Source organism: Corallococcus aberystwythensis, assembly GCF_003612165.1.
Lineage (GTDB): Bacteria > Myxococcota > Myxococcia > Myxococcales > Myxococcaceae > Corallococcus > Corallococcus aberystwythensis.
The window spans coordinates 19375-44734 of the sequence record NZ_RAWK01000012.1 but is presented as its reverse complement, the minus strand read 5'-3'; the positions used below and the strand labels follow the sequence as shown (position 1 = coordinate 44734).

The window sequence follows — 25360 nt, the reverse complement described above, 5'->3', positions numbered from 1 at the left end:
TTCCGTGCGGATATCAGGCACCTTCGGAAGACTGTCTGCTTCCTGACGCGACCCTTCGCACGCCTGCTCGGGAGGGTGACTGGAGAGTGTTGTCTACCCTCCACTCCGCGCCCATGGATTGAGGGCGTTCGCCTGGGGACGGTATGGCGAAGGAGCCGGTGTGCCGCGCTCCCATGGATGACTCCCAGAAGACAAAGGACGAACTCCTCGCCGAGGTCCAGGGCCTGCGAAAGGCCCTGCGGCAGAACAGCGCCGACCTTGATCAGTTCACCTACGTGGCCAGCCATGATCTCCGGGCCCCGCTGCGTGGCATCTCCAACCTGTCCCAGTGGTTGGAGGAGGACCTGGGACCCCAGGTAGGCCCGGGGGCGCGCAAGCAATTGGAGCTGCTCCGGGGGCGCGTGCAGCGGATGGAGGCGATGCTGGATGGGCTGCTGGAGTACAGCCGCGCGGGCCGCGTCCGCCATCCAACCGAGCCGGTGCAGGTGGACCGGTTGATCCACGACGTGATGGCGCGGCTTGCCCCCAGGCCTTCCGCGCGGCTGGAGGCCGGCCCCGGGATGCCGGTCCTCGTCGCGGAGCGCGCGGCGCTGGAACAGGTCTTCCTGCACCTGCTCTCCAACGCCCTGAAGCACGCGGGGCGGGAGGACGTGCGGATCCGGGTGGAGGTGGAGGCCACCTCCGGGGCCCATCACTTCTCCGTCGCGGACGACGGCCAGGGAATCCCGCCCCGGTACCACGAGAAGATCTGGAGCCCGTTCCAGACGCTCGTCTCACGCGACAAGGTCGAGGGTGCGGGCATGGGCCTGAGTGTCGTGAAGAAGCTCGTGGAGGGCCGCGGCGGCCAGGTATGGGTGGAATCGGCCGAGGGCACAGGCACCACGCTCCACTTCACCTGGCCTGACCCGGAGGAACGCACCACGTGAGTGTCACCCCTGTGTCCCCTCCCTCCGAGGAAGTCCCCACCATGACCGAGCACCTCCGGCTGCTGATTGTCGATGACGACGAGGTCGACCGGCTCCTGGTCCAGCGACTCCTGGCCACGACCGGGCTGCCGGTGGACGTGGTGGAGGCCACGAGCGGGAGCGAAGCCCTGGAGCACCTGAAGGCGCGGGCCTTCGACGTCATCCTCCTGGACTTCTTCCTGCCCGGAGAGGACGGGTTCGGGGTGCTGCGCGAGCTGGGCAGCCAGGGCTCGCGCGCCCCCATCGTCGTCCTCACCGGCCAGGGCAGCGAGCAGACGGCTGTCGAGCTGATGAAGGCGGGCGCGTCCGACTACATCGCCAAGGGCCGGCTGTCCGCGGAGCGGCTGGAGCAGAGCCTGCGCCAGGCCATGCGGCTGCACCTGGCGGAGCAGCGGCACCGGGCGCTCGCGGAGGCCCTGCCGCAGATTGTCTGGACGGCGGGCCCTGACGGCCGGCCGGACTACTTCAACCGGCGCTGGTACGACTACACCGGTCTGCCCCCCGTGCCCTCGCTGGAGAAGAACGCGAGCGCGGCCACCCTGCTCCTCCGGGAGGCCATCCACGCGGACGACGTGGTGGGCTGTCTGGGCAAGTGGAACGAGAGCCGTCAGACGGGGACGCCCTTCGAGTGCGAGGGACGCATCCGACGCCATGCGGACGGCGCCTGGCGCTGGCACCTCATCCAGGCCCTGCCGCTGCGCAACGCGCACGGCCGCATCCTCCAGTGGCTGGGCACCTGCACCGACATCGATGATCAGAAGCGCGCCGCGGAGACGCTGAGCTTCCTGGCGGAGGCGAGCACCATGCTCACCGCCTCGCTGGAGATGTCCGTCACGCTGGAGCGGCTCTCCGCGTTGATGCTCCCCCGGCTGGGGGACTGGTGCGCCGTCTACCTCCAGGACGGCGACGGGCCCGTGCTCCAGGCGATGGCCGCCCACGTGGACCCCACCCGGGTGCCCCTGCTGCGCGAGCAGCACCGCGCCTTCCCTCCGTCCGCCACCGTCAGCCACGGCGTCGCGCGGGTGCTGCGCACGGGGGTGCCGGAGCTGGTGCCCGAGCTCACCGAGGACGTCCTCCTGGAGGTCCTGGGTCCGCAGGGCAACGACGAGCGGATCCGCCCGGGGTCGTGGATCATCGTCCCCCTGTGGGCACAGCGGCGCGTCTTCGGCGCGCTCATGGTGTGCGCTTCCCGTTCGGACCGCCGCTACGGCGCGAGGGATCTGGAGCTCGTGCAGGAGCTGGCGCGGCGGGCGGAGATCGCCATCGACAACGCGCGGCTGTTCGAGATGGCCAAGGCGGAGCACCTGGGCGCCGAGCAGGCCAACCGCGCCAAGGACGAGTTCCTGGCCGCGGTCTCCCACGAGCTGCGCACCCCGCTGATGGCGATGCTGGGCTGGACGCGGATGCTGCGCACGGGACAGCTGAGCCCGCAGAAGGCCGCCCGGGCCCTGGAGGCGGTGGAGCGCAACACGCAGGTGCAGACGCAGCTCATCGAGGACCTGCTCGACGTGTCGCGCATCATCACCGGCAAGATGCGGCTGGAGATCCGTCCGGTGAACCCCGCCGCGTTCATCGAGGCGGCGCTGGATTCGGTGCGGCACGCGGCCGACGCGAAGGGCGTCACGCTCTGCGCCGAGCTGCCCCCGGGCTCCGGCTCCATCCATGGCGACGCGGACCGGCTTCAGCAGATGGTCTGGAACCTGCTCTCCAACGCCATCAAGTTCACGCCCCGGGGCGGCCAGGTCACCGTGCGCCTGCTGTGGGTGGAGGGCCACATCCTCATCGAGGTCCAGGACTCCGGCCAGGGCATCCCCCGGGCCTACCTGGGGCAGATCTTCGAGCGCTTCTGGCAGGTCGACGGCAGCTCCACGCGCAAGCATGGCGGCCTGGGGCTGGGGCTGGCCATCGTGCGGCACCTCACGGAGCTGCACGGAGGCACCATCGAGGCGACGAGCGAGGGCGAGGGCCATGGCGCCCTCTTCCGGTTGACGCTGCCGCTGTCGGCCGCGGCGTCGTTACGGGGAGGCCCGCCCCTCCTCCAGTCCCAGGCGCGCCAGGAATCACCGTCGCTCGCCCAGAGCGTGCTGGAGGGGTTGCAGGTGCTGGTGGTGGACGACGAGCCCGACGCGCTCGAGCTGCTCGCGGTGGTGCTGGAGAGCCGCGGGGCCCAGGTCGTCACGGCCTCCAACGCCCGCGAGGCGCTGGAGAAGCAGCAGCTGCACCGGCCCCACGTCATCATCTCCGACATCGGCATGCCTGGAGAGGACGGCTACTCCTTCATCCGCAGGCTGCGCGCCCTGCCGCTGGAGCAGGGCGGCCAGACGCCCGCCATCGCGCTCACCGCCTTCGCGCGGATGGAGGACCGCACCCGGGCCCTGCTCGCGGGCTTCCAGATGCACGTGCCGAAGCCCATCGAGCCCGCGGAGCTCATCATCGTCCTCGCCTCACTCACCGGACGGCATCCGCTGGCGGACGAGCGCGTGCGGGGGCGCTCCGCGTAAAGGCGCGCGCGCTTCAGTGCTTGCGGCGCCGTGACTTGCGCAGGCCCGCGAGCAGCGCCTCGCCATCCGGCGTGCCCAGGCCCGTGCACGCGTTCCACACCGTCGCGTCGCTGGCGAAGTACGCGCCGTTGCCGCCCTGGGTGATGCGCCGGACGACGGGCTGTCCCTCGGTGACGAGCGCGTACAGCCGGGGATGGAGGAAGCCCACGCGCTCCCCCAGCGCCTCGTTGAGGCGGACGATGAGCGCGGCCCACATGGGGGCCGCGGCGCTGGTGCCCGCGGCCACGCCCTGCTGGCCCTTGAAGACGATTTGATAGCCGGTGTGCAGGTCCGCGTTCGCCGCCACGTCCGGCACGCCCCGGCCGGTGCTCCGCGAGACCTGGAACACGCCGCTCTTCCACGACGACTTCACCAGGTCAGGCACGCCCATGCCCTGCTGGTACAGCGGCAGCGCGTTCATGGTGCTGACGCCGCCGCTGCTCGCGCCCGCGGCCGTGGAGTGGGTCCCCAGGAGGCCCATGGACATCGCCTCGCCCAGGCGGTTCCACACGCGCTCGTGGTGGACGACGTCCCCCAGCGCCTCCAGCGTCGTGCCGCCGCAGCCCAGCACCAGCGCGCTCGCGGCGGGGTAGCTTGTCGCGGCCAGGGTGATGGCGCCGGTGGGCGACTGGGCGTTGACGGGCACCTGCGAGCCCAGGTCGCCCGACGCGGCGCACACGGTGATGCCCAGCAGCGCCGCCTGGATGAAGAGCCGCTCGAAGGCCAGCTCCTCGCCCTGCTGGATGAGCGACCCTTCATAGAAGGACCAGCTGGTGGTGAGCACCGACGGCAGGTTCTCCCGGTCGCTGATGGCCTCCGCCAGGACGCGGTGGTAGTCGCGCAGCGAGTAGTCCTTCGAGTCCGCGTTGTAGACGACGACGCGCGCCTGGGGACACACCGAGGCCACCAGCTCCACGTCCATGGTGACCTCCGCGTTGGAGGCGGTGCTGAGCCCTGGAGCGTTGGGCCCCACGTCCACCACCGGCGCCGTGCGCTTCACCCCCACGGACTCCAGGTACCGGGCCAGGTCCGCCGGCCGGTATCCGCCCGCCAGCTCGATGATGCCCACGCACTGGCCCTCGCCCTGGTTGCGGGGGTAGCGGTAGAGGTTCGCCACCTGGGGCGCCGTGTACGAGCGCACCCCCGCCTGCTTCGCCATCTCCCGGGGGATGGGCAGGCCCACCGAGTTGTGGGTGACGAGCGGCCGGGTGTCCAGGCCCAGGACCCACTCCGCCACGCCGTGCAGCGCGCGCGGCAGGGACACCGGCTTCGAGTGGGTCAGGTAGGACGTCTGCCCGTGCTGGTAGCGCCGCAGGTCCACGCCGAAGGCCTTGTTCATCGCCGCCGGGGCCCCCTGGAGGACGACGTAGCCACGGTCGCGGTGCTCGGACACGACGCGCAGCGCGTGCTTCTTCGCGAAGGCGCGGACGGTCTTCAGGTCCTTCGGGTCCGTGCCGTACTTCGCCTCGAACTCGTCGTGGGTGAGGGGGCGGCGCGGCGGATCCGCGCACAGCTCCGCCACCGTGGGCAGCGGCGAGCCGTGGCGCAGCACCAGGGTCACCTCCACGGTGCCGGTGGCGGCGCGGCTGCGGAGGGGACGGTGCACGGACTCCGGGGACACACGCGCGCTCTGCGCCAGGGGGATGCGGGGGGCCATGCGCGGCGTTCTACCACGCGGAGTCCGGGCCCCCGGAAGCAGGGGCCCGGTCGTATCCACGGACGCGGGCGCCGGTTAGGCTCGCGCGCCTGCCCATGGACCGAGTCCTCCGCATCAAGCCCCACCTGCGCGCCGAGGTGCTCGACGCGCGGCGCGTGTTCCTCGTCGGGGAGCGCGCCCAGTTCCTGCTGGAGGGCGAGCTGCACGCGAGCATCGTGCCCCTGCTGGATGGGGAGCGCACCGTGGCGAACGTCATCGCCGCGCTGGCGGGACGGGCCTCCGCGCCGGAGGTGCTCTACGCGCTGTCGCTGCTGGAGGAGCGCGGGCACGTGGAGGAGGCGCACGACGTCTTCGACGCCAGCGTCGCCGGCTTCTGGGAGTCGCTGGGCGTGGGCGCCGCCACCGCGGCCGGGCGGCTGTTGGACATGTCCGTCGCCGTGCGCGCCGTCGATGGCGAGGACGGAGAGCGGCTTTCGGAGGCGCTGCGCGACACCGGCCTGGACGTGCGCGAGGACGCCGACCGCTATGTGCTGCTGGTGGATGATTACCTGTCGCAGGAAGCGCTCGCGCTGGCCCGCGAGGCCCGGAGCGCGGGCGCCGCGTTCCTCCCGCTGAAGGTGTCCGGCACCGCGTGCCATGCGGGCCCGGTGGTGGGCAGCGGCGAGCGCGCGTGCTGGACGTGCCTCACGGCGCGGCTGTTGGACAACCGCCCCATCGAGAAGTACCTCGCGCGCAAGGGCACCCCTCCGCGCGCCGCCCGTCCGCCGCGCACGGGCCTGCCCACCACCGCGCAGGCGGGGCTGTCCTTCGCGGCGACGCTCGTGGCGCGCTGGGTGGTGGACGGGCCTGGCGGCGTGGGACAGACGCGGCTGTGGACGCTGGACTTCGCCACCTGGGCGCTGGAGTCGCACGCGGTGGCGCGGCGTCCGCAGTGTCCGGACTGCGGCGACCCCCAGTGGATGGAGGCGCGCGCGAAGGCGCCGCTGGAGCTGGCCTCGCGCCCCAAGCGCTTCACCGACGACGGTGGCCACCGCATCCTCACGCCCGAGGAGACCTGGGAGCGCCACCGCCACCTCATCAGCCCGGTGACGGGCGTGGTGAGCGACCTGCGCGCGGTGCCAGGTGACGCGCCCCTGGGCCACATCCAGTCCGCCGTCTTCCGCGTGTGTCCGTGGACGGACGCGCCGGCCTCCGGCGACTTCCACCGCGTGGCCAGTGGCAAGGGCCGCACGGAGGCCCAGGCCCGCGCGGGCGCGCTGTGTGAAGCACTGGAGCGCTACAGCGCGGTGTTCCAGGGCGACGAGCCCCGCGTCCACGCCACGGCGGCACAGCTGGGCGCGAAGGCCGTGCATCCAGACGCGCTCCAGCACTTCAGCGCCGCGCAGTTCCAGGCCCGGCCCGGCGACGGAGGCCGCCGCGAACCGCGCACCGCGGTGCCCCTGCCCTACGCGGATCAGCCCATGGACTGGAGCCCCGCGTATTCGCTCACGCACGGCGTGCACAGGTACGTGCCCACGTCGTTCGCGTACCTCTTCGCGCCCGGGCCATTCTGCTTCTTCAACTCCAACGGGAACGCGGCGGGCAACTGCGTGGAGGAGGCCATCCTCCAGGGCTTCCTGGAGCTGGTGGAGCGCGATGCGGTGGCGGTCTGGTGGTACAACCGCCTGCGCCGTCCCCGTCTGGACCTGAGCTCCTTCGACGAGCCGTGGTTCGCTTCCGTGGAGGCGCATTACCGGTCGCTGGGCCTCCAGTTGTCGGTGTTGGACCTCACGCACGACCTGGGCATCCCGGTGTTCGCCGCGCTCGCGTGGTCGCCGGAGCGCGGACGGGCCTGGGCCGGGTGCGGCTGCCACTTCGACGCGAAGCTCGCCGTGCAGCGCGCGCTCACGGAGGTGGCGCAGTGCTACGACCCGAAGGACACGTCCCCGTCGCCCTGGGACTCCGGCGCGCACGACGACGTCAGCTGGCTCTTCCCGGACGAAGCGGTCCCCGCGCGCGTCCGCGCCGACTTCCCGCACGTGTGGCATGACGACCTGCGGGACGACGTGCGCGAGTGCGTGGCCCGGGCCTCGCGCGTGGGACTGGAGACGCTGGTGGTGGAGCAATCACGGCCGGACGTGGGCGTATCCGCGGTGAAGGTCATCGTCCCGGGGCTGCGGCACTTCTGGCCCCGGCTGGGGCCCGGCCGGCTGTATGACGTTCCCGTCCGGATGGGGTGGCTTCAGGCCCCGAAAACCGAAGCGCAGCTCAACCCCGTGCCCTTCTACTTCTGAGCGATGGCGTCCTTCCTTCCTCCCAAACCGCGCATCCTGCTGGTCCAGTGCGGCCCCGACCGGCGCCACGTGGACCGCGAGACGGAGGACTTCGACCCGGAGCGCGGCCTGGTGAAGCGCGCGACGATGACGCCGCTGGCCTGCGCGACGCTCGCGGCGCTCACGCCGGACGGCTTCACCGTGGACATCTGGGACGAGGAGCTGCACGGGCAGCTGCGCGCGGACACGGAGCTGGCGGACTACGACATCGTCGGCGTGTCGGTGATGTACTCCGCCCTCACCTACCAGGCCCGCTTCCTGGGTGGCCTCTTCCGCGACCGGGGCGCCACGGTGGTCGCGGGCGGCCCCGCCGTCTCCGCCGCGCCGGAGGACTACCGGGGCTTCTTCGACGCCCTCTTCGTCAACGAGGCGGAGCGCACCTGGCCGCGATTCCTCGAGGACTGGCGCGGCGGCGAGTACGCGCCCGAGTACCGGCAGATCGACAAACCCTCGCTGAGCGAAAGCCCCCTGCCGCGCTGGGACGCCATCGCGGCGGACCTCCCGCGCTACGCGTGGGGCTCCGTGCAGACGACGCGCGGCTGTCCGTTCGACTGCTCCTTCTGCGACGTCATCTACCTGTACGGCCGCAAGCAGCGGCACAAGCCGGTGGAGCAGGTGCTGGAGGAGGTGCGCACCCACGCGGCGCTCGGCGCGGAGGGAGTCTTCTTCGCGGATGACGAGTTCATCGGCGACGCGGCGTACGCGAAGCAGGTGCTCGCGGGGCTGGTGCCGTTGAACCGCGCCCTGCCCCGCCCGCTGCGCTTCTTCACCCAGGTGACGATGAACCTGAGCCGCGACGCCGCGCTGCTGGAAGGCATGGCGGACGCCAACTTCTACACCGTCGTCCTGGGCATCGAGTCCTTCGACCCCGCGGCGCTCAAGGAGGCGCAGAAGCACCAGAACGTGCGCGCGGACCTCGTGGGCGACCTCTTGCGCATCCAGGCGCACGGCATCGGGCCGCGGGGCAGCTTCATCGTCGGGTTCGACCACGACACGCCCGCGGTCTTCGACTCGCTGTACGCGAACATCCAGCGCACGCACCTGCCCTGGGTGGTGGTGGCGCCCCTCCAGGCTCCGCGCGGCACGAAGCTGTGGACGCGGCTGCGCGCGGAAGGACGGCTCGCCACGCCTCGCAAGACCCACGCGAAGGACCGGGGCGCCATCGTGCTCAACGTGATGCCGCTGGGCATGACGCGGCCCCAGCTGCTCGAAGGCTTCCGCGACCTGGTGGAGCAGCTGTCCACCTGGGACGCCGCCTGCGAGCGCATCCGGGGCTTCATCGCCGGCATCCAGCGCCCGCCCCAGGTGAACGAGCCCCAGTGGCCAGAGGCCGTCACCGACCGCTTCCTGCGCGAGGCCACCGCCGCGTGGGCCCTGACGCCCACGGAGCGCCAGACCCTGGGGGACACGCTCGCACAGGTGCGCCGCACCGCCCCGGGGATGCTGCCGCGCGCGGTGTTCTTCCTCGCGCGCAACCAGAACGAGCGCCGCCGCCACGAGCGCCTCTTCACGGACTTCGACGCGGTGCTGGCCGCGGAACGGCAGGGCGACCTCGTGCCGGACACGCAGCCCGTCTACGTCCCGGCCACCTTCGCCACCGCGATGCGCGACGTGTTCCCGGACCTCTTCGTGCGCCTGAGCCGCGACCTGCCCGACCGCCGCGACGTGCCGGAGGCCTCGCGCGACGTGCTGGTGGACTTCGTCGCCCGCTGGGGCGAGGGCTTCCAGATGCTCCAGCCGCAGCACCACGAATTCCTGCGCGAGTTGTGCGACCGCGCGGTGGAGGCCCGGGGCGGACAGCCGGGCACGCTGGAGCACCAGGAGGAGCAGGCCCTGCGCACCCAGGCCCGCCGCACGGGCCTCCTGGAAGCGCTGCTCAAGGACGTGCGCGACGAGCTCGCGAGCTGGGGACCCTGACGCATGCGCGACGGCCTTCACATCTTCGACGCGGACCGGCACGTCCTGGAGCCGCTGAGCCTGTGGGCGGAGCAGCTGGAGCCCGGCCTGCGCCGTCACGCGCCCAGGCCGGGGCGCCCGCCGGACGAAACGCTGGAAGCACGCGTGGCGCGGCTGGGCCCCCAGGGCCTCCTGCCCGTGCTGCCCCTGCCGGAGGTGGACGGCAAGCCGCTGTGGAACCACATGCCGGAGAAGGCCTGGGTGGAGTTCTCCGCGCGCTCCTACGCGCAGCTGGGCCGTAATGAACTGCTTCAGCGGCCGGACGTGTACCTGGCCCAGATGGACCGCGACGGCGTGGACATGGCGGCGCTCTTCCCCACCTACGCGCTGCTCCTGGAGGGCTTCTCCCCCCTGAAGCCCCACGTCGCCACCGCGTACGCGTCCGTCTACAACACGTGGCTGCACGGCTTCTGCGCGCACCAGCCGGAGCGCCTGCGGGGCGTGGGGCTCATCAGCCGGCACGAACCGGAGGCCATGGTGGCGGAGGTCCGCCGCGTCGCGGGCTTCGGCTGGCGCGCCGTCATGGTGCGCCCCAACCCCATCGGCGGGCGGCTCCTCTCGGACCCGGCCTATGAACCCTTCTGGTCCGAGTGCGAGAAGCGCTCACTCGCGGTGGTGCTCCACGGCAGCGGGCACGTCTACGTGCCGTCCACGGGCGCGGACCGCTTCGACACCCGCTTCGCCAACCACGTCTGCGCCCACCCCATGGAGCTGATGATGGGTCTGCTCGCACTCCTCCAGGGGGGCGTGCTGGAGCGCCACCCCGCGCTGCGCATTGGCGCCATGGAGGCCGGCTGCGGATGGCTGCCATACTGGGCGTGGCGGCTGGACGAGGAATATCGCGCTGTAGGTGCAGAGGTCTCCGCCACCATCCGACAGCTCCCTTCCTCCTACCTGCGCCAGCACTGCTTCGTTTCCATGGAGCCGGATGAACCGTACCTGTCTGACGTGGTGCGCTACCTTCCCGAGGACCGGCTGGTTTTCGGAAGCGACTTCCCGCATCTGGACCACGGCGAGGATGTGCTGGGGTCGATGCTGTCCTTGCGTGACGCGATGACCGAAAGTCGTCTACGAAAGGTTCTCTGGGAAAACCCGACTCGGTTCTACGGTGTGGAACCGTGAGGCCGCACGAATGAGATTGTCGCTCGCCGAAGGTGTGGCGCTGCGTTGCCCCGACGCGGAGGACGCGCGTGTGGAGGGCCCTGGCCGCTCGCTGCGGTTGGGCCCGCTGGCCCCCGGTGTGCGCGCCGTCTTCGAATCGCTCGCGGACGGAGGCATCCACGAAGGCGAGGTGCCGGCCGCCGCGGGCTCGGACACGACGCTCGCGTGGTACTGGCTGGACCTGGCGGGTGACGGCGGCCTGCTGTCGTGGACGGTGGAGGAGCGGGGCAACCTGCTGCTCACGCTCACGCCCGCTTCCGCGTCCTTCCTGCGCCACCGCGCCACGTTCGACGCCACCCAGCCACTACAGCTGTCACGCTTCGCGCACACGCGCATGGCGGAGGGCCGCGCGGTGCTGGACTGCCCCACGGTGCACGCCACCGCGGCGCTGCATGACCGGCGCGTGGTGTCGCTGCTCTTCGACATGGCGCGCCCCACGCTGCTGGCGCGGCTGAACCAGTTCAACACCGGCATCGAGTCCTTCACGCTGCGCGAGCTGGTGCGCCTGCTGGCGGAGACGGGCATCCTGGTCCCCAACGGGCTGGACGTGCCGGCATCGGAGGAGACGCAGACGGCGCTGAAGCAGTGGGAGCCGCACGACCTGCTCTTCCACCTGCGCTCGCGGGGCTGGGGCCACCAGACGCGCGCGGGGGCCACCTACCGCTTCCGGGGCGAACTGCCCAACCCGCCCGCCATCAAGCCGTCGGTGACGCTGGAGACGGTGGAGCTGTACCGGCCGGACCTGGCGGCGCTGCGCACCGAGGACCGCTCCTTCACGGAGGTGGTGGAGGCCCGCCGCAGCCTGCGCGGCCGGGGCGCCACCCCGCTCACCGTGCGGCAGCTGGGGGAGCTGCTCTACCGCGCCGCGCGCGTGCGCGACGTGCGCACCACGCAGGACGGTGAAATCACCGACCGGCCCTACCCCAGCGCGGGCGCGGCGTACGCGCTGGAGCTGTACCCGCTGGTGGGCGAGTGCCAGGGCCTGGCCCCGGGCGCCTACCACTACGACCCGCTGGGTCACCGGCTGGAGAAGCTGAGCGCCCCCACGCCGGAGTTCCACGCGCTGCTGGATGAAGCCCGCGCGCCGGTGGAGCCCTACGAGCGGCCGGAGGTGCTGATGGTGGTGGCCGCGCGCGTGCCCCGGCTCGCGTGGAAGTACGAGACGCTGGCGTACTCGCTGGTGCTGCAGGACACCGGAGCGCTGGTGCAGACGCTCTACCTGGTGTCCACCGCGCTGGGGCTCAGGCCCTACGCGCTGGGCCGGAGCGACCCGGACTTCTTCCAGCGCGTGGCGGGCGTGGACGGCTTTGGCGAGGCCAGCGTCGGCGCCTTCGCGGTGTCGGGGGGCGATCCTCCGGACTCAGCCCCCTGAGCTGTCAGACAGGACGGCGGCTCAGCAGCAGGGGCTGCCGCAGCAGTGCGAACGGCCGTGGGTGTCGGTGAGGCTGGAGAGGGCCACGGCGTGGTCCGCCACGTCGGCCGGCTTCTTCGGCAGGTGCAGCTCCACCTCCGCGCTGTTCACCTTCCAGGTGCCGTCCGACTGCGCGTCCTTCACGCTGGAGGGGATGACCTTCAGCTGGATGCTGGCGGGCAGGTCGAAGTCGAAGCGCTTCTTGAGGGCCTGACGCGGATCCTTCTGCAGCGCGGCCTCGAACTCAGGCTCCTTCCACGCCAGCGCGACGGCGCGCATCCACACGGCCTGCCAGTCATTCACCGAGGCCTGCGTCCCCGCGCTCCGCGTGGGCTTGCGCGCCACGGGGCGGGCTCGTGCGGGCTCGGGCGCGGCCTTCGACTCCGGCTTCTTCTTGCTCATGTCAGCGTTCTCCTCCCAGCGCGCTCAACAGCGCGCGGGCCTCCGAGACGGGCGGCGTGTCCCATCCTTCGGAGAATGTACTGTAGACCGTTTGCAGCCGTTGCCGGGCTTCTTCCTGTCTTCCCGACGCCTGGAGCACCCGCGCCAACGCGGTGACGGCCTGCAGCTCGCGCATCCGGGCCCCCTGCGCGTGCGCGACTTCGGCCGCCTGCCGGAAGCACGTCTCCGCGGAGAGTGCAGTGTTTCCATCCCGCTGCAGCAGCACCTGGCCCTTGACGCGAAGCAGCTTGGACTCGTGGTACGCCTCGCCCAGGGCCTGCGCGCGCTGCCGGCCGCGCTCCACGGAGGCGAGCGCCGCCTCCACGTGGCCCAGCTCCAGCTCCAGCTCCGCGAGCATGGCGTAGTAGGCCGGCTGGTCCATCTCCGTGCCGAACGCCTCGCGCATCGCCACGCCCCGCCGCATCGCCTCCAGGTCCTTCGCCGCCCAGCCGCGCAGGATGCCCACGTAGGCGGACTGCTCCAGCAGGCCGTAGCGGTGGGACAGCTCCGCGTGCTGGGCAATGAGCCCGAGCGCCTCCGCCCGGTCGCCGTGCTCCTGCGCCATCAGCAGCAGGTAGATGAACGACAAGCCGATGCTGGTGCCGTGGTTCAGCTCGCGGCCCCACGCCACCGCGGCCTCGCCGTGCGCCTTCGCCTGGTCCGGGAAGCCCAGCAGCCACATCCCCCGGCACAGCACGGACTCGCCGCCCACGCGCGTGTCCTGCCCGTAGAGGATGCGGTGCATCCGGTGCGCCACCGGGTCGAAGAGCGCCAGGCACCGGTCCGCCTTCGCCTTCGCCTCGCCCAGGCGGCCTTCCAGCAATTCGATGTTGGAGAGGATGGTGAGCGCCACCGCCTCCTGCCCCGCGTCCCCGGTGCGCTGCGCCAGCGCCACCAGCCGGTCCAAGAGCCCACGCACCCGGCGCTGATCACCTCCCAGGTGGTAGAAGATGGAGAGGACCCACAGCGTCGGGGCCGCGTAGGGGCTCTCGCCCACGGTGAAGAGCAGCTCCAGCGAGCGCTCCGCCACGTTGCGCAGGTCCTGCGAGCGCCAGCCCTGCGTGGACATCAGCGCCGGCGCGAGCACGCCGTTGAGGCCCAGCTCCAGCTGCGCGCGCTCCACCGCGTCGTCGACGGCGTCCAGCCACGACAGGCCCAGCCGCGCGAAGAGGATGGCCTCCAGGTAGGCGGAGCGCACCAGCGCGGCGAACGCGGCCTTCTGCGCGTAGACGATGGCCTTGCGCTTCAGGTTCGCGGCGGACAGGTGGTGCGCGAGCAGGTCGGACCGCGACTCCACCAGCTCCGGGAAGTGCGCTTCCAGCGCCTCGGCGGTCTTCGCGTGCACCTGCTGCCGGTACCGCTTGAGCATGGAGTCGTAGGCCGCGTCCCGCACCAGCGCGTGCTTGAAGAGGTACACGGGCCCCTTCGGACGGCGCTTGCGGTGCAGGAGTCCCGAGCTCACCAGCCGCTCCAGGTCCGCCTCCAGCGCCTCGGGCGTCAGGGGGCTCACGTGGCGCAGCAGCTCATGCGTCAGCTCACGGCCCAGCACGGAGGCGATCTGCGCGGTCTCCTTGCCACGGCCCAGCCGGTCCAGTCGCGCGACGAGCAGGTCGCGCAGCGTGCCCGGCACCGCGGGCCCGGCCTTGCCCGCTTCCAGCGCGAAGCGGCCCTCGCGCTCCACCAGTGCGCCGGACTCGCGCAGCGTGCGCACCAGCTCCTCCACGAACAGCGGGATGCCGTCCGTGCGCGTGACAATCTCCTCCAGCGCCTCCGCGGACAGCGGGCCCCCGGCGGCGGCGGTGGCCAGCCGCTCCACCTCCCCGCGAGCCAGCGCGCCCAGCTGCACCTGCGTCACCGACGACGAGGCCCAGGGCGGCTCGAACTCCGGCCGCGCGCTGAACACCGTGAGCAGGCGGGACGAGGCCACCTCCTCCACCAGCGCCTTGAGCAGCTCCAGCGTGGACGGGTCCGCCCAGTGCAGGTCCTCCAGCGCCAGCACCACGGGCTGGCGCTCCGCCATCGCGGCGAGGAACGCGAGCAGCGCGTTGCGCGTGAGCTCCCGGTGCTTCAGGGGCGACACGTCCAGCGGGGCCCAGCGGTCCGGAGGCAGCGGCAGGGACAACAGCGGCGCGAACAGGGGCAGCGTCTCCGGCAGCTCGAAGCTGTAGCCGGACAGCAGCGCCTCCAGGCCCGTCAGCCGCCCTTCCGGTGACAGGTCGCGGTTGGGGTCCAGCATCCGCGAGAGCAGGTCCACAACCGGCGCGTACGCCTGGCCGGAGCTGTCCTGCGTGCAGCGGGCCTCCAGCCACGTGTGGGGCTCCGCGCCCAGCCGGTCACCCAGCTCCCGCGTGAGGCGCGACTTGCCGATGCCCGGCTCGCCGGAGATCAGCACCGCCTGTCCCTGCCCCGCGCGAGCCTGCTCCCAGCGCGACAGCACCAGGTCCAGCTCCCGCGCGCGGCCCACCAGCGTCAGCGCGTCGTCGGTACCGCTCCACGTCGCGTCCGCGCCCTGGAGCACGAACGTCTCCAGGCCCGGGGGCAACAGCTCATTCGGGGACGCGGGCACGCTCTCCAGCGGGAAGTGCTTGCGCACCAGCTGCTGCGTGTCGCCCGTGACGAGGATGGCACCCGAGGGCGCGGAGGTGGACAGCCGGAAGGCCAGCTTCGGCGTGGTGCCCACCACGAAGCCCAGGCCGGAGAGCGTGGGGTCCCGCTGCTCGCGCGACACCACCAGCCCCGTGTGCAGGCCCACGCGGATCTCCACCCGCGTGCCGCGTTTTGCCTCGATGGCCCGGCCGCGCCGCTTCACCTCGGCCACCATGTCCAGCGCCGCCTGCGCCGCGCGCCGCGCGTCGTCCTCCCGCGCCGCCGGATAGCCGAAGTAGAAGAGGACGATGTCGCCCAGCGCGCTGGCGATGTGGCCGTTGTAGCGCCGGGCGATTTCAATGCAGACCTCCTGCTGGGCGCCCAGCACGTGGTCCAGCTCCTCGATGTCCACCGGTCCCGGCGCCGTCTGCGTGGCGGACAGCGTGCAGCACACCACCGTCAGCTGGCGGCGCTCCCCTTCCGCCCACCGGCGCGCGCGCGTGGACAGGGCGTTGGGCGTGCGGCTGGACAGCTCCACCGTCGCCGTCTCGGCGTTGGGGGCCGCGGGCTGGATGCGCACGGGCGCGGGCCGGCGCGGCAGGTTGGACACGTCCACCGCTTCCAGCTGGCGCAGCAGCACCTCCGCGGAGACGGTGCGCTGGGACGGATCCTTGGAGGTGACTCGCTGGAGCAGCTTGCCCAGCGGGTGCGCGGCGATGGCCGGGGGAATGGGCACCGGCTCCGTGGAGAGCTGCTGGAAGATGACCTCCGCGACGGTGGCGCCCTCGAAGACGCGGCGGCCGGTGAGGCACTCCAGGAACACCAGCCCCCACGCGTACAGGTCCGAGCGCGGCGTGGGCGCCTGCCCGCGAAGCTGCTCCGGCGCCGCGTACGACGGCGTGCCCAGCGACTCATTGGTGGACGTGATGCGCGGCTGTGGCTCGGCGCGCGTCAGCTCGTCCGTCACCGACCCGATGCCGAAGTCCAGCACCAGCGCGTTGCGCCGGGCGCCGGTGGGCACGACCATGATGTTCGCGGGCTTCAGGTCGCGGTGCACCACGTTCTGCGCGTGCGCGCACGCCAGCGCGTCCAGCAGCTGGAGCATCAGGTGGCGCGTCTCCACGGGATCCAGCACGCCCTCGTCCGCGAGCACCTGCGCCAGGTTCTTGCCCGGCACGAACTCGAAGATGGAGTAGACGGCGCCGCCCTGCGCGCGGCCCGAGTCGATGAGCCGCACGATGTTCGGGTGGTGCATCTGCGCGCACAGCTTCATCTCGCGCTCGAAGCGCGCGCTGCGGCGCTCCACGGACTCCGGCGTCGCGCCGTCCGTCAGGCGCAAGAGCTTCACCGCCACGTTCTGGCCGGTGGTCACCTGGCGGGCCTTGTAGACGCGGCCGAAGCCGCCCTCGCCCAGCTCGGACAGGAGTTCGTACCGGCCCTGGAAGGCCTCCAGCAGCTGCGGGTCCATGGGGTTCTTCATCGCGTTCCCGAGCCTCGCTCCATTGATGAGCGTCCCCCCCGCCTGGGCAGGGTGATGACGAACTCCGTGAACTCACCCGGCACCGTCTCCATGCGGAAGGTGCCCTGGTGGCCCTGCACGATGATGTCATGGCTGAGTGACAGCCCCAGCCCCGTCCCCTGCCCCGGCGGCTTCGTGGTGAAGAAGGGGTCGAAGATTCTCGCCGCGCTCTCCGGCGGGATGCCCGGCCCGTTGTCGCGCAGCCGGACCTCCACCCCGTCCTGACGCGCGAGGGTGCGGACCTTGAGCACCGGCACATACGTGGCGCCCTGCGACTGGCGCTTCTGACGCATGGCATATAGCGCGTTGTCCACGACGTTGATGATGACGCGGCCCACCTCCGCGCGGCTGAGCTCCAGCGGGCCCACGGCCGGGTCGTACTCGGCCTCCAGCCGGACGGTCAGGGGCTCGCCGCGCATGCCGCCCTGCCCCAGCGCGACGCTCTCCGCGACCAGGGTGTTCAGGTCCACCGGCTCACGCGGCCCGGGCGCGCGGCGTGCGTGCTGGAGCATGCCCTGGATGAGCGCGTCCGCGCGGCGGCCGTGCTCGTTGATCTTCTGGACGTTGGTGCGCAGGCACGCGAGCGCCTCGTCCACGTCGCGCACGGAGTCCGCTGGCAGCCGCTCGCGCTGCGGCTCCATCACGCTGGCCAGGTCCTCCGTGAGCCCCACGGAGAGGCCCGCGAAGTTGCTGATGAAGTTGAGCGGGTTGCGCAGCTCGTGCGCCATGCCGCCCACCATCCCCGCGAGCGAGGCCAGCTTCGCGTCCATGATGAGCTGCATGCGCTGCACCGTCTCCTGCTCGATGCGGCGGTAGAGCCGGGCGTTCTCCAGCGCGAGCGCCGCCTGCCCCGCGAACGCGACGAGGAAGTCCAGGTCGTCCTCGGAGAAGCTCTTGGGCGTGGAGACGTTGTCCACGTACAGCACGCCCAGCACCTCGTCGCGCGGCTTGAGCGGCACGCACATGGAGGCGCGGATGGAGCTGAAGATGACGGACTCCGCGGCGTCCAGGCGCGGATCATTCACCGCGTCGGAGAAGAGCGCCGCCACGCTCTTGCGCAGCACGAAGTCCACGATGTTCTGGCTGTAGATGGGCCCGCGCACCGCCGTGCCCTCCGCCGTCTTCGACACGCGTGGCTCCAGCTTCCCGGTGCCCTCGTCCATCAGCAGGATGACGCCCCGGTCCACGTGGAGGATCTGAAACGCCAGGTCCAGCACCTTGCCGGGCAGCGCCTCCAGGTCGTCCGTGACGGACAACAGCTTCGCCACCTCCTGGAGGATGCGCATCCGCTCGCGCGAGCGCATGGCCGTGCCGGGTGCCTCCACCGCGGACTTCTCCGAGCCGGACACCGCCTGCACCAGCGTCTTCAGCGGCACGCGGGTGAGCGCGCGCGTGAGCTGGGGGCGGGGCTCGCCGGACGCGCCGGGCGCCGCGCCGGGCTGGCCCGGGGGCACGGTCGGCGGGGGCTCGTGGGTGAGCAGGAAGACGAGCTCGCCCAGGGTCAGCGTGTCGCCGGGGCGCAGCTCCTTGCGGCGGATCTGCACGCCGTTGACGAAGGTGCCGTTCTTGCTCTGGAGGTCGGTGACGAAGAAGCGCCCGTCGGAGGACTCGATGCGGGCGTGCTGGCGGGACAGGCTGCGGTGGGGGATGCAGATGCCCTGGTCGTCCGCGCGGCCAATGGTGAGCGGCGCGTCCCCCAGCGGGTAGGACAGCTCATCCGGCTGCCCTGGGTTGTAGACGAGCATCGTCACGGCCTTCGGACCCCCTCCAGGGTGGGAGCCTAGCCGAAAAGCCACCGCCCCGGCCGGTGGGGCCGGAGCGGCGGGACGCCCCTCTAGGCGGCGCTCGCGGCGGAGGCCAGGAGCCCCCGGTCCCGCAGCGTGTCCAGGATGCGCTCCAGCCCCGCCGCCACCGTCTCCGCGTCGGAGCGGACGGTGATTTCCGGGGACTCGGGCGGCTCGTACGGATCCGACACGCCGGTGAAGTGCGGGATCTCCCCGGCCAGGGCCTTCTTGTAGAGCCCCTTCACGTCACGGGCGATGAGCGCGTCCAGGCTGGCCTGGACGTAGACCTCCAGGAACGGGATGCCGGCCTGCGTGGCCAGGGCGCGCACCTCGTCCCGGGAGCTCTTGTACGGCGAGATGGCGGCGGTGATGACGCCCACCTCGTGCCTGGCCAGCACGCGCGCCACGTAGCCGATGCGCCGGACGTTCTCCTCGCGGTCCGCGCGGGTGAAGCCCAGGCCGCGGGAGAGGTACGTGCGCACCTCGTCCCCGTCGAGCAGCTCCACGCGCTGCACGGGCGACAGCTGCTGGGCCACCGCGGTGGACAGCGTGCTCTTGCCCGCGCCGGACATGCCGGTGAACCAGAGGATGAAGCCCGGACGCTGTTGCATCGCCATTTCCTACCTGTCCACCGCGGGGCCGTTGATCATCCCCGCGCCCACGGTGGCGTTGGTGCCTTCGTCGATGAGGATGAAGCTGCCGGTGCTGCGGTTGCGCCGGTACTCGTCGAAGAAGAGCGGCACCGTCGTGCGCAGCGTCACCCGGCCCACCTCGTTGAGCTTCAGGCCCGGGCTCTGGTCGTCGCGGTGCAGCGTGTTGACGTCCAGCCGGTAGTGCAGCTGCTTCACCATGGCGCGCGCCATGCGGGTGGTGTGCTTGATGGCCAGCCGTGAACCGGAGCTGAGCTGCGTCGTGTCCGACAGCCAGGTGACCATCGCGTCGATGTCCTGGCTCGCGGTGGGCGGGTTGCCCGGGCGGCACAGCATGTCGCCGCGGCTGATGTCCAGCTCCTCCTCCAGCGACACGTTCACCGACATGGGAGGGAACGCCTCCTTCATCGGCTTGCCGGCCAGCTCCAGCGACTTGATGCGCGTGGTGAAGCCGGACGGCATCACCATCACCTCGTCGCCCGGACGCATCACGCCGCCCAGGAGCTGCCCGGAGTACGCGCGGTAGTCGTGGAACTTCTTCGCGGACGCGGGCCGGATGACCCCCTGCACGGGGAAGCGCAGGTGGATGAGGTCGCGGTCGGACGCGATGTGCACGTTCTCCAGGTGGTGCAGGAGCGTGGGGCCCTGGTACCAGGGCATCTTCTCCGAGCGCGTCACCACGTTGTCCCCGCCCAGCGCGGAGATGGGGATGAACGACAGGTCGGACACGTCCAGCTTCATGGAGAACTGGCGGAACTCCTCCCGGATGCGGTCGAAGACGCCCTGGTCGTAGTCCACCAGGTCCATCTTGTTCACGCACAGCACCAGGTGGGGCACGCGCAGCAGCGACGCGATGAACGCGTGGCGGCGCGTCTGCTCCAGCACGCCCTTGCGCGCGTCCACCAGGATGAGCGCCAGGTCCGCCGTGGACGCGCCCGTCACCATGTTGCGCGTGTACTGCAGGTGTCCGGGCGTGTCCGCGATGATGAACTTGCGCTTCACCGTGGAGAAGTAGCGGTACGCCACGTCGATGGTGATGCCCTGCTCGCGCTCGGCCTTCAGGCCGTCCAGCAGCAGCGCCAGGTTGACGTACTCGTCGCCCCGGGCGTGGCTCGTGCGCTCCACCGCGGCGAGCTGGTCCTCGAGGATGGACTTCGTGTCGAACAACAGCCGCCCGATGAGGGTGCTCTTGCCGTCATCCACGGAGCCCGCGGTCGCGAATCTCAGCAGTTCCACTAGAAGTATCCCTCGCGCTTGCGGTCTTCCATCGCCGTCTCAGAGAACTTGTCGTCCGCGCGGCTGGCGCCACGCTCCGTCACGCGGGAGGCCATCACCTCCGTGATGACCTGCTCCACGGTGGACGCGGTGGACGGCACGCACGCAGTGCACGTCATGTCGCCCACGGTGCGGAAGCGCACCGTCTCCGTCGTCACCGTCTCGCCGGGCATCATGGACATGAAGGGCGACCAGGCCATCAGCATCCCGTCCCGGCGGAACACCTCGCGCCGGTGCGTGTAGTAGATGGACGGCAGCGCCACGTTCTCCCGGCCGATGTACTGCCAGATGTCCAGCTCGGTCCAGTTGGACAGGGGGAACACGCGCAGGTGCTCACCGCGGCGGTGGCGGCCGTTGTAGAGCGACCACAGCTCCGGCCGCTGGTTCTTCGGGTCCCACTGGCCGAACTCGTCGCGGAAGGAATACACGCGCTCCTTCGCGCGGGCCTTCTCCTCGTCGCGCCGGGCGCCGCCGAAGACGGCGTTGAAGCCGTTCTTCTCGATGGCCTCCAGCAGCGGCTGCGTCTGCAGGCGGTTGCGGGACGCGCGAGGACCCTTCTCCTCCGTCAGCTTCCCCGCGTCGATGGCCTCCTGCACGGACGCGACGATGAGCCGCGCGCCCAGCTCCGCCACCCGTTCATCGCGATACTGGATGACCTCCGGGAAGTTGTGCCCCGTGTCCACGTGCATCAGTGGGAACGGCAGCGGCGCGGGCCAGAAGGCCTTCACCGCCAGGTGCAACATCACCGCGGAGTCCTTCCCACCGGAGAAGAGCAGCACCGGCCGGTCCAGCTCCGCCGCGACTTCCCGGATGATGAAGATGGACTCGGCTTCCAGCGCCTCAAGATGTGAAAGCTCGTAACTCACGGCGGGCAAGCTACCACAACCCTTCCGACACCCAACCGTGCCCATGAAAGTTTCCGCGTCCCCGGCGATGACACACGCCGGATGCGACATGCGGGAGGGGGCGGTGAAACATGGCCGCCCGACCTGCTGGGACGGATGTTTCACGGCCCACTCCGGGTGCGTGCTCCGGAGGCTCACCGGGCGTGCAGGAGGGGATTTTCGCGCGGGGGGCCCATGGTATAGACGGCCGCGCCATGGCAAGCGCCTCCCCTCCCGTCCCCGACCGTTGGTTCCCGTCCCGCAGGCCGCTCCCGGAGCCGCGCCTGCGCCTGTTCTGCCTGCCGTTCGCGGGCGGCAGCGCGGCCATCTACACGCCCTGGAGCATGGCGCTGCCCACCGGGGTGGAGCTGTGCGCGGTGCAGCTGCCCGGGCGCGAGCGGCGCCTGATGGAGCCCGCGCTCAAGTCCCTGCCGGCGCTGATGGACGTGCTGATGCCGGCGCTGACGCCGCTGATGGACCGACCCTTCGCGCTGTTCGGCTACAGCATGGGGGCGCGCATCGGCCTGGAGGTGGCGCGGACGCTCCAGCGCCAGGGCGGACCGAAGCCGCTGGGCTTCATCGCCGCGGCGGCGCCCCCGCCGTCGCACAACGACCGGGACCCCATCCACCAGCTGGATGATCCGGGCTTCATCGCGAAGCTGCGCGAGTACGACGGCACGCCGGAGGAGGTCCTCCAGCACAAGGAGCTGCTGGAGCTGGTCCTCCCCACGCTGCGCGCGGACTTCGCGCTGGCCTGGTCCGAGGACGGCAAGGACGCGGCCCCGCTGGACATCCCGCTGTCCGTGTACGCGGGCAAGGGAGACAAGCACGTGGGGCTGGACATGATGGAGCACTGGCGCGCGGAGTCCACCGCCGACGTGCGCATCCGCCACTTCGAGGGCGGCCACTTCTTCATCCGCACGCACGGCCCGCCGGTGCTGGCCGCCGTGCGCGAGGACCTGACGCGCTGGATGACCGCGCAGGGCTAGGCCGTCTTGATGACCGGGGTCATGTCCCCGGACAGCGGCACGGTGTGCTGCCAGCGCACGGAGAGCGCCCCGCCCCGGGGCCTGCGGAAGGCCACCGCCGCCTGGTGCCGCGCGGACGGCTTGTGCTGCATGAACTGCCACACGTCCGGCAAGTCGTTCATGCGCGGGTCGAAGGAGATGCGCGGCATCTGCCCCGGCACCAGGTCGAAGCCGAACTGATCCAACGGCAGGGACAGGCCCGCGCCGCGCGCCTTGATGTAGGCCTCCTTCAGCGTCCAGTACTCGAAGAAGCGCGCACGCTGGTGCTCCTCCGGCAGCGAGCGCAGGGCCTGCACCTCCGTCTTCGCGAAGTAGTGGTCGGCGATCTCCACCGTCTCCCCCGGCCGCTCCGCGTCCTCGATGTCCGCGCCCAGGTCCACGTCCCGGCCCACCGCGACCAGGGCCATGCCGTCGGTGTGGCTCAGGTTGAAGCGCAGCCACTGGCCCACCGGCCCCACGATGGCGGGACGGCCGTACTCGTTGGGGACGAAGCGCCAGGCTTCCGGCGCGACGGGCGCGTAGCGCGACAGCGTCAGCCGCACCAGCGCGTGGGACACGAGGTACTGGCGCTGGTGGCGCTCGAAGTGGAAGCGCCGCTGCCGCTCGCGCTCGCCCGGGTCCAGCAGGGCCTTGTAGGCCTCCAGCAGGCGCGGGTCGTCGATGCGCTCGGGTTCGACGAGCCACACATGGACCTCGTCGGGGCGCAGGTCGAGGGGCGTGGAGAAAGGAGACACCGTCATGTCGTGCAGGCAATCAGGAACCGCCGCGCCTGTCACGGGGGCTGGTCCGGCCTCTCACCGGGCGCGTAGGCTTCCCGGTCCAACGGCAAGGGGGAACACACGCATGGACCTGTCCACCGCGACCACGAAGCTCCAGGCGCTGCGCCGGGACATGACCGGCCACACGGACCGCGACGACGAGCGCCGCATCCTGGACCTGTTGGAGGGCGCCACCAGCGAGGAGCTGAACTTCCTCCTGTCCAACGTGGACCTGGTGCGGCTGTTGTCGGACCTGGACGACCGGATGATGGGCCCCGACCATCACACCGCGCTCCTGGACCTGTTGTGCGCGCGCCGGGCCGCGGAGCTGTCCCTGCCGGTGCGCGCGTCGCTGGCCACCGCGCTCCAGAAGGGCGCCACGCGCGGGCAGGCGGAAACAAGGCTGCGCGACCTGTTCCTGGGGCTGAAGGGCCGGGAGCTGACCGGGTTCAAGAACCTGCTGGAGGCGGGCGGCGAGTACCACGACCTGCACAAGCTGGTGTTCGACGACATGGACGACGTGGCGGTGCGTGAGCACGTGCTCGCCCACTTCCAGCGCGAGGCCCAGGCCGTCCCCAGCGGGGAGAACAAGGTCCTGAGCGACATCGACGACACGTTCTTCGCCAACTGGGTGGACCCGCGCTACCCGAAGAAGACGGTGTACCCGGGCGTGCTCGCGTTCTACCAGGAGCTGGACCGGGGGCCGGGCATCATCCCGGGCCGCGCGGGCGACCTCGTCTTCGTGAGCGCCCGTCCGCAGGATCCGCTGGGCCTCATCGAGAACGCCACGCTGGACTCGCTGAGCAAGCGCGGCGTGCCGCTGGCGGTGATGCTCTCCGGCAGCTTCTTCTACCTTCTGGGCAACACGCGCATCGCGCAGAAGAAGTTCGAGAACTTCGAACAGTACGCGCGCCTCTTCCCCGAATACGGATTCGTGTTCGTGGGCGACAGCGGCCAGGGCGACGTGGAGTTCGGCGCCCGGATGCGCGCGGCCCTGCCCCAGGCGGTGCGCGCCGTGTTCATCCACGACGTGGTGGAAACGCCGAGGCCCAAGCGCGACGAGTGGCGCGCCCAGCACGTCTTCTTCTTCGACACGTACGTGGGCGCCGCGGTGGACGCGTTCCACGCGGGCGTCATCTCCCGCGACGGGGTGGACCGCATCGCCGCCGCCGCGACGGAATCCCTGGCGGCCATTACCTTCGCCACACCCGCCCAACGTCAGGCGCGTGAGGCGGAACTCGCGCGCGACCTGACGCTGGCATCAGCGCTGCCCCGGGCATTGAGCGTTTGAATTTCACAAGCCGTGGCTCGTCACGAGGCGCGGGCCGCATCCCCATGCAACGAAGGAGCACCGTCCCATGTTCCGTCCGCTGGCCCTGATGTCCGCCGCTGCCCTCGGCTTCCTCTGCACCGCGTGCGGAGCGGAGGAAGAGCCCATCCATCCCGGGGAGACCCAGGACACGCGTTACGGTGTCGCAGGCTCCTATCCCGTCACGATGACGATGTCCGGCGCTCAGCCGGCGGACGAAGCGCTTCTTCCCGGCCAGGCCTCGGTCGTGCTGGCCGTGGACACGGGCTCGCGGGACAAGCTGCGCGTCTCCATCAAGCCTCTTGAATGCGACCTGACCGCGACCATGACGGGCTCGTCCACCTTCGACCTGAACCCGGGCTCCTGTCGCCTGGTCGTTCCTCCGCACGATGAGCAGCAGTCCAGCTGCACCATCGTGCTCGCCATCAACGAGGGCTCCGGCGGACGCGACCCCGTGGCCGGCAGGGTTGGGCTGACCTTCAACGCCAGCTACACCCGGCGCTGCGCGGACTCCTCCGAGCCCTACTTCACCGGCGTGCTCATCAAGCTCGAGGGCACCTGATCCCTCGCCGTTCAATCTTCACTGCCCACCCCAGAGGTCCCGTCCCATGCTCCGCAGCCTCGCCCTGACGTCCGTCGCAGCCCTCTCCCTCTTCTGCGCTGCGTGCGGCGGGGATGACGACGACGCCCAGGACCCCGCGCAGATTGAGTACACGCGCTCCAACGTCACGGGCACGCACCCCGTCCTGATGACGATGACCATCCCCGGCTCTCCCGAGACCCCGGAGCCCATCCAGACAAGCCTCGTCCTGACCGAGGATGCGAGCACCCGGAATGGGCTGACCGTGGCCCTCCCGCCCCTCGAGTGCGACCTCACCGCGACGATGACGGGCGAGTACACCTTCAGCATGAAGCCGGGCACCTGCACCTTCCCCATTCCGGAGGACCCGGAGTTGGAGTGCTCCTTCTCCCTGTCCATCACCGGCGGCACGGGCGGCCGCGCCTCCGCGGGCGCGGCGGTCACGGCGACCTTCACCGGCAACTACAACGTCAACTGCACCAGCGACGGCCCGCCCTTCGCCCTGCCGGTGACGGTGAGGTTGGCCGGCACCTGAAGCACGCCT

18 protein-coding genes are annotated in these 25360 nt (G+C 71.2%); 10 read left to right on the top strand and 8 right to left on the bottom strand.

All coding sequences use genetic code 11. From position 1 onward, the window contains the following. Positions 1-143 precede the first annotated feature (143 nt). A complete protein-coding gene (locus D7W81_RS03300) occupies positions 144-926 on the top strand; it encodes a sensor histidine kinase (RefSeq protein WP_120553843.1) in 783 nt (260 codons plus the stop codon). Positions 927-967: 41 nt separating this feature from the next. Next, a complete protein-coding gene (locus tag D7W81_RS03295) occupies positions 968-3466 on the top strand; it encodes a response regulator (RefSeq protein ID WP_120553842.1) in 2499 nt (832 codons plus the stop codon). 13 nt (positions 3467-3479) lie between these two features. Here the strand turns inward: D7W81_RS03295 and D7W81_RS03290 are convergent, their stop codons facing one another. Then, positions 3480-5162 carry a S53 family peptidase gene (locus tag D7W81_RS03290; RefSeq protein ID WP_120553841.1) on the bottom strand — a complete coding sequence of 561 codons (1683 nt, stop codon included), beginning with the start codon at positions 5160-5162 and terminating at the stop codon, positions 3480-3482. Positions 5163-5257: 95 nt separating this feature from the next. On the opposite strand from D7W81_RS03290, the gene D7W81_RS03285 reads away from it, so the two are divergent. The 4 genes from D7W81_RS03285 to D7W81_RS03270 are packed head-to-tail and all read left to right on the top strand — an operon-like array spanning position 5258 to position 11963. Continuing rightward, entirely contained in the window at positions 5258-7435 is a 2178-nt protein-coding gene (locus D7W81_RS03285; RefSeq protein ID WP_120553840.1) for a TOMM precursor leader peptide-binding protein, read from the top strand. Between the two features lie 3 nt (positions 7436-7438). After that, a complete protein-coding gene (locus D7W81_RS03280; RefSeq protein WP_120553839.1) occupies positions 7439-9391 on the top strand; it encodes a B12-binding domain-containing radical SAM protein in 1953 nt (650 codons plus the stop codon). 3 nt (positions 9392-9394) lie between these two features. Beyond that, complete coding sequence (locus D7W81_RS03275) at positions 9395-10552, top strand: amidohydrolase family protein (RefSeq protein ID WP_120553838.1); 1158 nt, start codon at positions 9395-9397, stop codon at positions 10550-10552. Between the two features lie 10 nt (positions 10553-10562). After that, the gene (locus tag D7W81_RS03270) at positions 10563-11963 is read left to right on the top strand and encodes a SagB/ThcOx family dehydrogenase (protein ID WP_120553837.1); all 1401 of its coding nucleotides are present in this window, start codon (positions 10563-10565) and stop codon (positions 11961-11963) included. 21 nt (positions 11964-11984) lie between these two features. Here D7W81_RS03270 and D7W81_RS03265 read toward each other — a convergent pair whose 3' ends face one another. The 6 genes from D7W81_RS03265 to cysD form a co-directional block, all read right to left on the bottom strand. After that, positions 11985-12404: a BMA_0021/BMA_0022 family TOMM bacteriocin gene (locus D7W81_RS03265; RefSeq protein ID WP_120553836.1), complete on the bottom strand. Its 420-nt coding sequence runs from the start codon at positions 12402-12404 to the stop codon at positions 11985-11987. 1 nt (position 12405) lies between these two features. Continuing rightward, the gene (locus D7W81_RS03260) at positions 12406-16509 is read right to left on the bottom strand and encodes a TOMM system kinase/cyclase fusion protein (RefSeq protein WP_120553835.1); all 4104 of its coding nucleotides are present in this window, start codon (positions 16507-16509) and stop codon (positions 12406-12408) included. After that, the gene (locus D7W81_RS03255; RefSeq protein ID WP_120553834.1) at positions 16506-18293 is read right to left on the bottom strand and encodes an ATP-binding protein; all 1788 of its coding nucleotides are present in this window, start codon (positions 18291-18293) and stop codon (positions 16506-16508) included. Before D7W81_RS03255 ends, D7W81_RS03260 begins: the two co-directional genes overlap by 4 nt. 89 nt (positions 18294-18382) lie before the next feature. Continuing rightward, a complete protein-coding gene (gene cysC, locus D7W81_RS03250) occupies positions 18383-18943 on the bottom strand; it encodes an adenylyl-sulfate kinase (protein ID WP_120553833.1) in 561 nt (186 codons plus the stop codon). A 9-nt stretch (positions 18944-18952) separates the two neighbouring features. Continuing rightward, positions 18953-20218, bottom strand: coding sequence for a sulfate adenylyltransferase subunit 1 (locus D7W81_RS03245; protein WP_120553832.1), 1266 nt, complete (start codon positions 20216-20218; stop codon positions 18953-18955). After that, positions 20218-21168, bottom strand: a complete 951-nt coding sequence (gene cysD / locus D7W81_RS03240; protein ID WP_208721138.1) for a sulfate adenylyltransferase subunit CysD — start codon at positions 21166-21168, stop codon at positions 20218-20220. The genes D7W81_RS03245 and cysD overlap by 1 nt, the downstream gene beginning before the upstream one ends. Before the next feature lie 188 nt (positions 21169-21356). On the opposite strand from cysD, the gene D7W81_RS03235 reads away from it, so the two are divergent. Next, on the top strand, positions 21357-22130 hold the full coding sequence (locus tag D7W81_RS03235; RefSeq protein ID WP_120553830.1) for a thioesterase II family protein: 774 nt from the start codon (positions 21357-21359) through the stop codon (positions 22128-22130). Here the strand turns inward: D7W81_RS03235 and D7W81_RS03230 are convergent. After that, positions 22127-22909 (bottom strand): 4'-phosphopantetheinyl transferase family protein, encoded by a 783-nt coding sequence (locus D7W81_RS03230; protein ID WP_120553829.1) that lies wholly within the window; start codon positions 22907-22909, stop codon positions 22127-22129. The two genes, D7W81_RS03235 and D7W81_RS03230, sit on opposite strands and share 4 nt — an antisense overlap. A 103-nt stretch (positions 22910-23012) precedes the next feature. Here D7W81_RS03230 and D7W81_RS03225 point away from each other — a divergent pair, with 103 nt between their 5' ends. From D7W81_RS03225 to D7W81_RS03215, 3 genes are all read left to right on the top strand, one after another. Next, positions 23013-24218, top strand: coding sequence for a phosphatase domain-containing protein (locus D7W81_RS03225; protein ID WP_120553828.1), 1206 nt, complete (start codon positions 23013-23015; stop codon positions 24216-24218). A gap of 67 nt (positions 24219-24285) precedes the next feature. After that, positions 24286-24798, top strand: coding sequence for a hypothetical protein (locus tag D7W81_RS03220; protein WP_120553827.1), 513 nt, complete (start codon positions 24286-24288; stop codon positions 24796-24798). A gap of 46 nt (positions 24799-24844) precedes the next feature. Beyond that, complete coding sequence (locus D7W81_RS03215) at positions 24845-25351, top strand: hypothetical protein (protein ID WP_120553826.1); 507 nt, start codon at positions 24845-24847, stop codon at positions 25349-25351. Positions 25352-25360: the final 9 nt, after the last annotated feature.

Bases quoted from the DNA above. Each gene is read 5' to 3' on its own strand.
- cysD (WP_208721138.1), bottom strand. From the start codon at position 21,168: ATGGGCACGGTTGGGTGTCGGAAGGGTTGTGGTAGCTTGCCCGCCGTG.
- D7W81_RS03260 (WP_120553835.1), bottom strand. From the start codon at position 16,509: ATGAAGAACCCCATGGACCCGCAGCTGCTGGAGGCCTTCCAGGGCCGG.
- cysC (WP_120553833.1), bottom strand. From the start codon at position 18,943: ATGCAACAGCGTCCGGGCTTCATCCTCTGGTTCACCGGCATGTCCGGC.
- D7W81_RS03270 (WP_120553837.1), top strand. From the start codon at position 10,563: ATGAGATTGTCGCTCGCCGAAGGTGTGGCGCTGCGTTGCCCCGACGCG.
- D7W81_RS03290 (WP_120553841.1), bottom strand. From the start codon at position 5,162: ATGGCCCCCCGCATCCCCCTGGCGCAGAGCGCGCGTGTGTCCCCGGAG.
- D7W81_RS03230 (WP_120553829.1), bottom strand. From the start codon at position 22,909: ATGACGGTGTCTCCTTTCTCCACGCCCCTCGACCTGCGCCCCGACGAG.
- D7W81_RS03275 (WP_120553838.1), top strand. From the start codon at position 9,395: ATGCGCGACGGCCTTCACATCTTCGACGCGGACCGGCACGTCCTGGAG.
- D7W81_RS03235 (WP_120553830.1), top strand. From the start codon at position 21,357: ATGGCAAGCGCCTCCCCTCCCGTCCCCGACCGTTGGTTCCCGTCCCGC.
- D7W81_RS03280 (WP_120553839.1), top strand. From the start codon at position 7,439: ATGGCGTCCTTCCTTCCTCCCAAACCGCGCATCCTGCTGGTCCAGTGC.
- D7W81_RS03300 (WP_120553843.1), top strand. From the start codon at position 144: ATGGCGAAGGAGCCGGTGTGCCGCGCTCCCATGGATGACTCCCAGAAG.
- D7W81_RS03220 (WP_120553827.1), top strand. From the start codon at position 24,286: ATGTTCCGTCCGCTGGCCCTGATGTCCGCCGCTGCCCTCGGCTTCCTC.
- D7W81_RS03215 (WP_120553826.1), top strand. From the start codon at position 24,845: ATGCTCCGCAGCCTCGCCCTGACGTCCGTCGCAGCCCTCTCCCTCTTC.
- D7W81_RS03285 (WP_120553840.1), top strand. From the start codon at position 5,258: ATGGACCGAGTCCTCCGCATCAAGCCCCACCTGCGCGCCGAGGTGCTC.
- D7W81_RS03265 (WP_120553836.1), bottom strand. From the start codon at position 12,404: ATGAGCAAGAAGAAGCCGGAGTCGAAGGCCGCGCCCGAGCCCGCACGA.
- D7W81_RS03295 (WP_120553842.1), top strand. From the start codon at position 968: ATGACCGAGCACCTCCGGCTGCTGATTGTCGATGACGACGAGGTCGAC.
- D7W81_RS03225 (WP_120553828.1), top strand. From the start codon at position 23,013: ATGGACCTGTCCACCGCGACCACGAAGCTCCAGGCGCTGCGCCGGGAC.
- D7W81_RS03255 (WP_120553834.1), bottom strand. From the start codon at position 18,293: ATGCTCGTCTACAACCCAGGGCAGCCGGATGAGCTGTCCTACCCGCTG.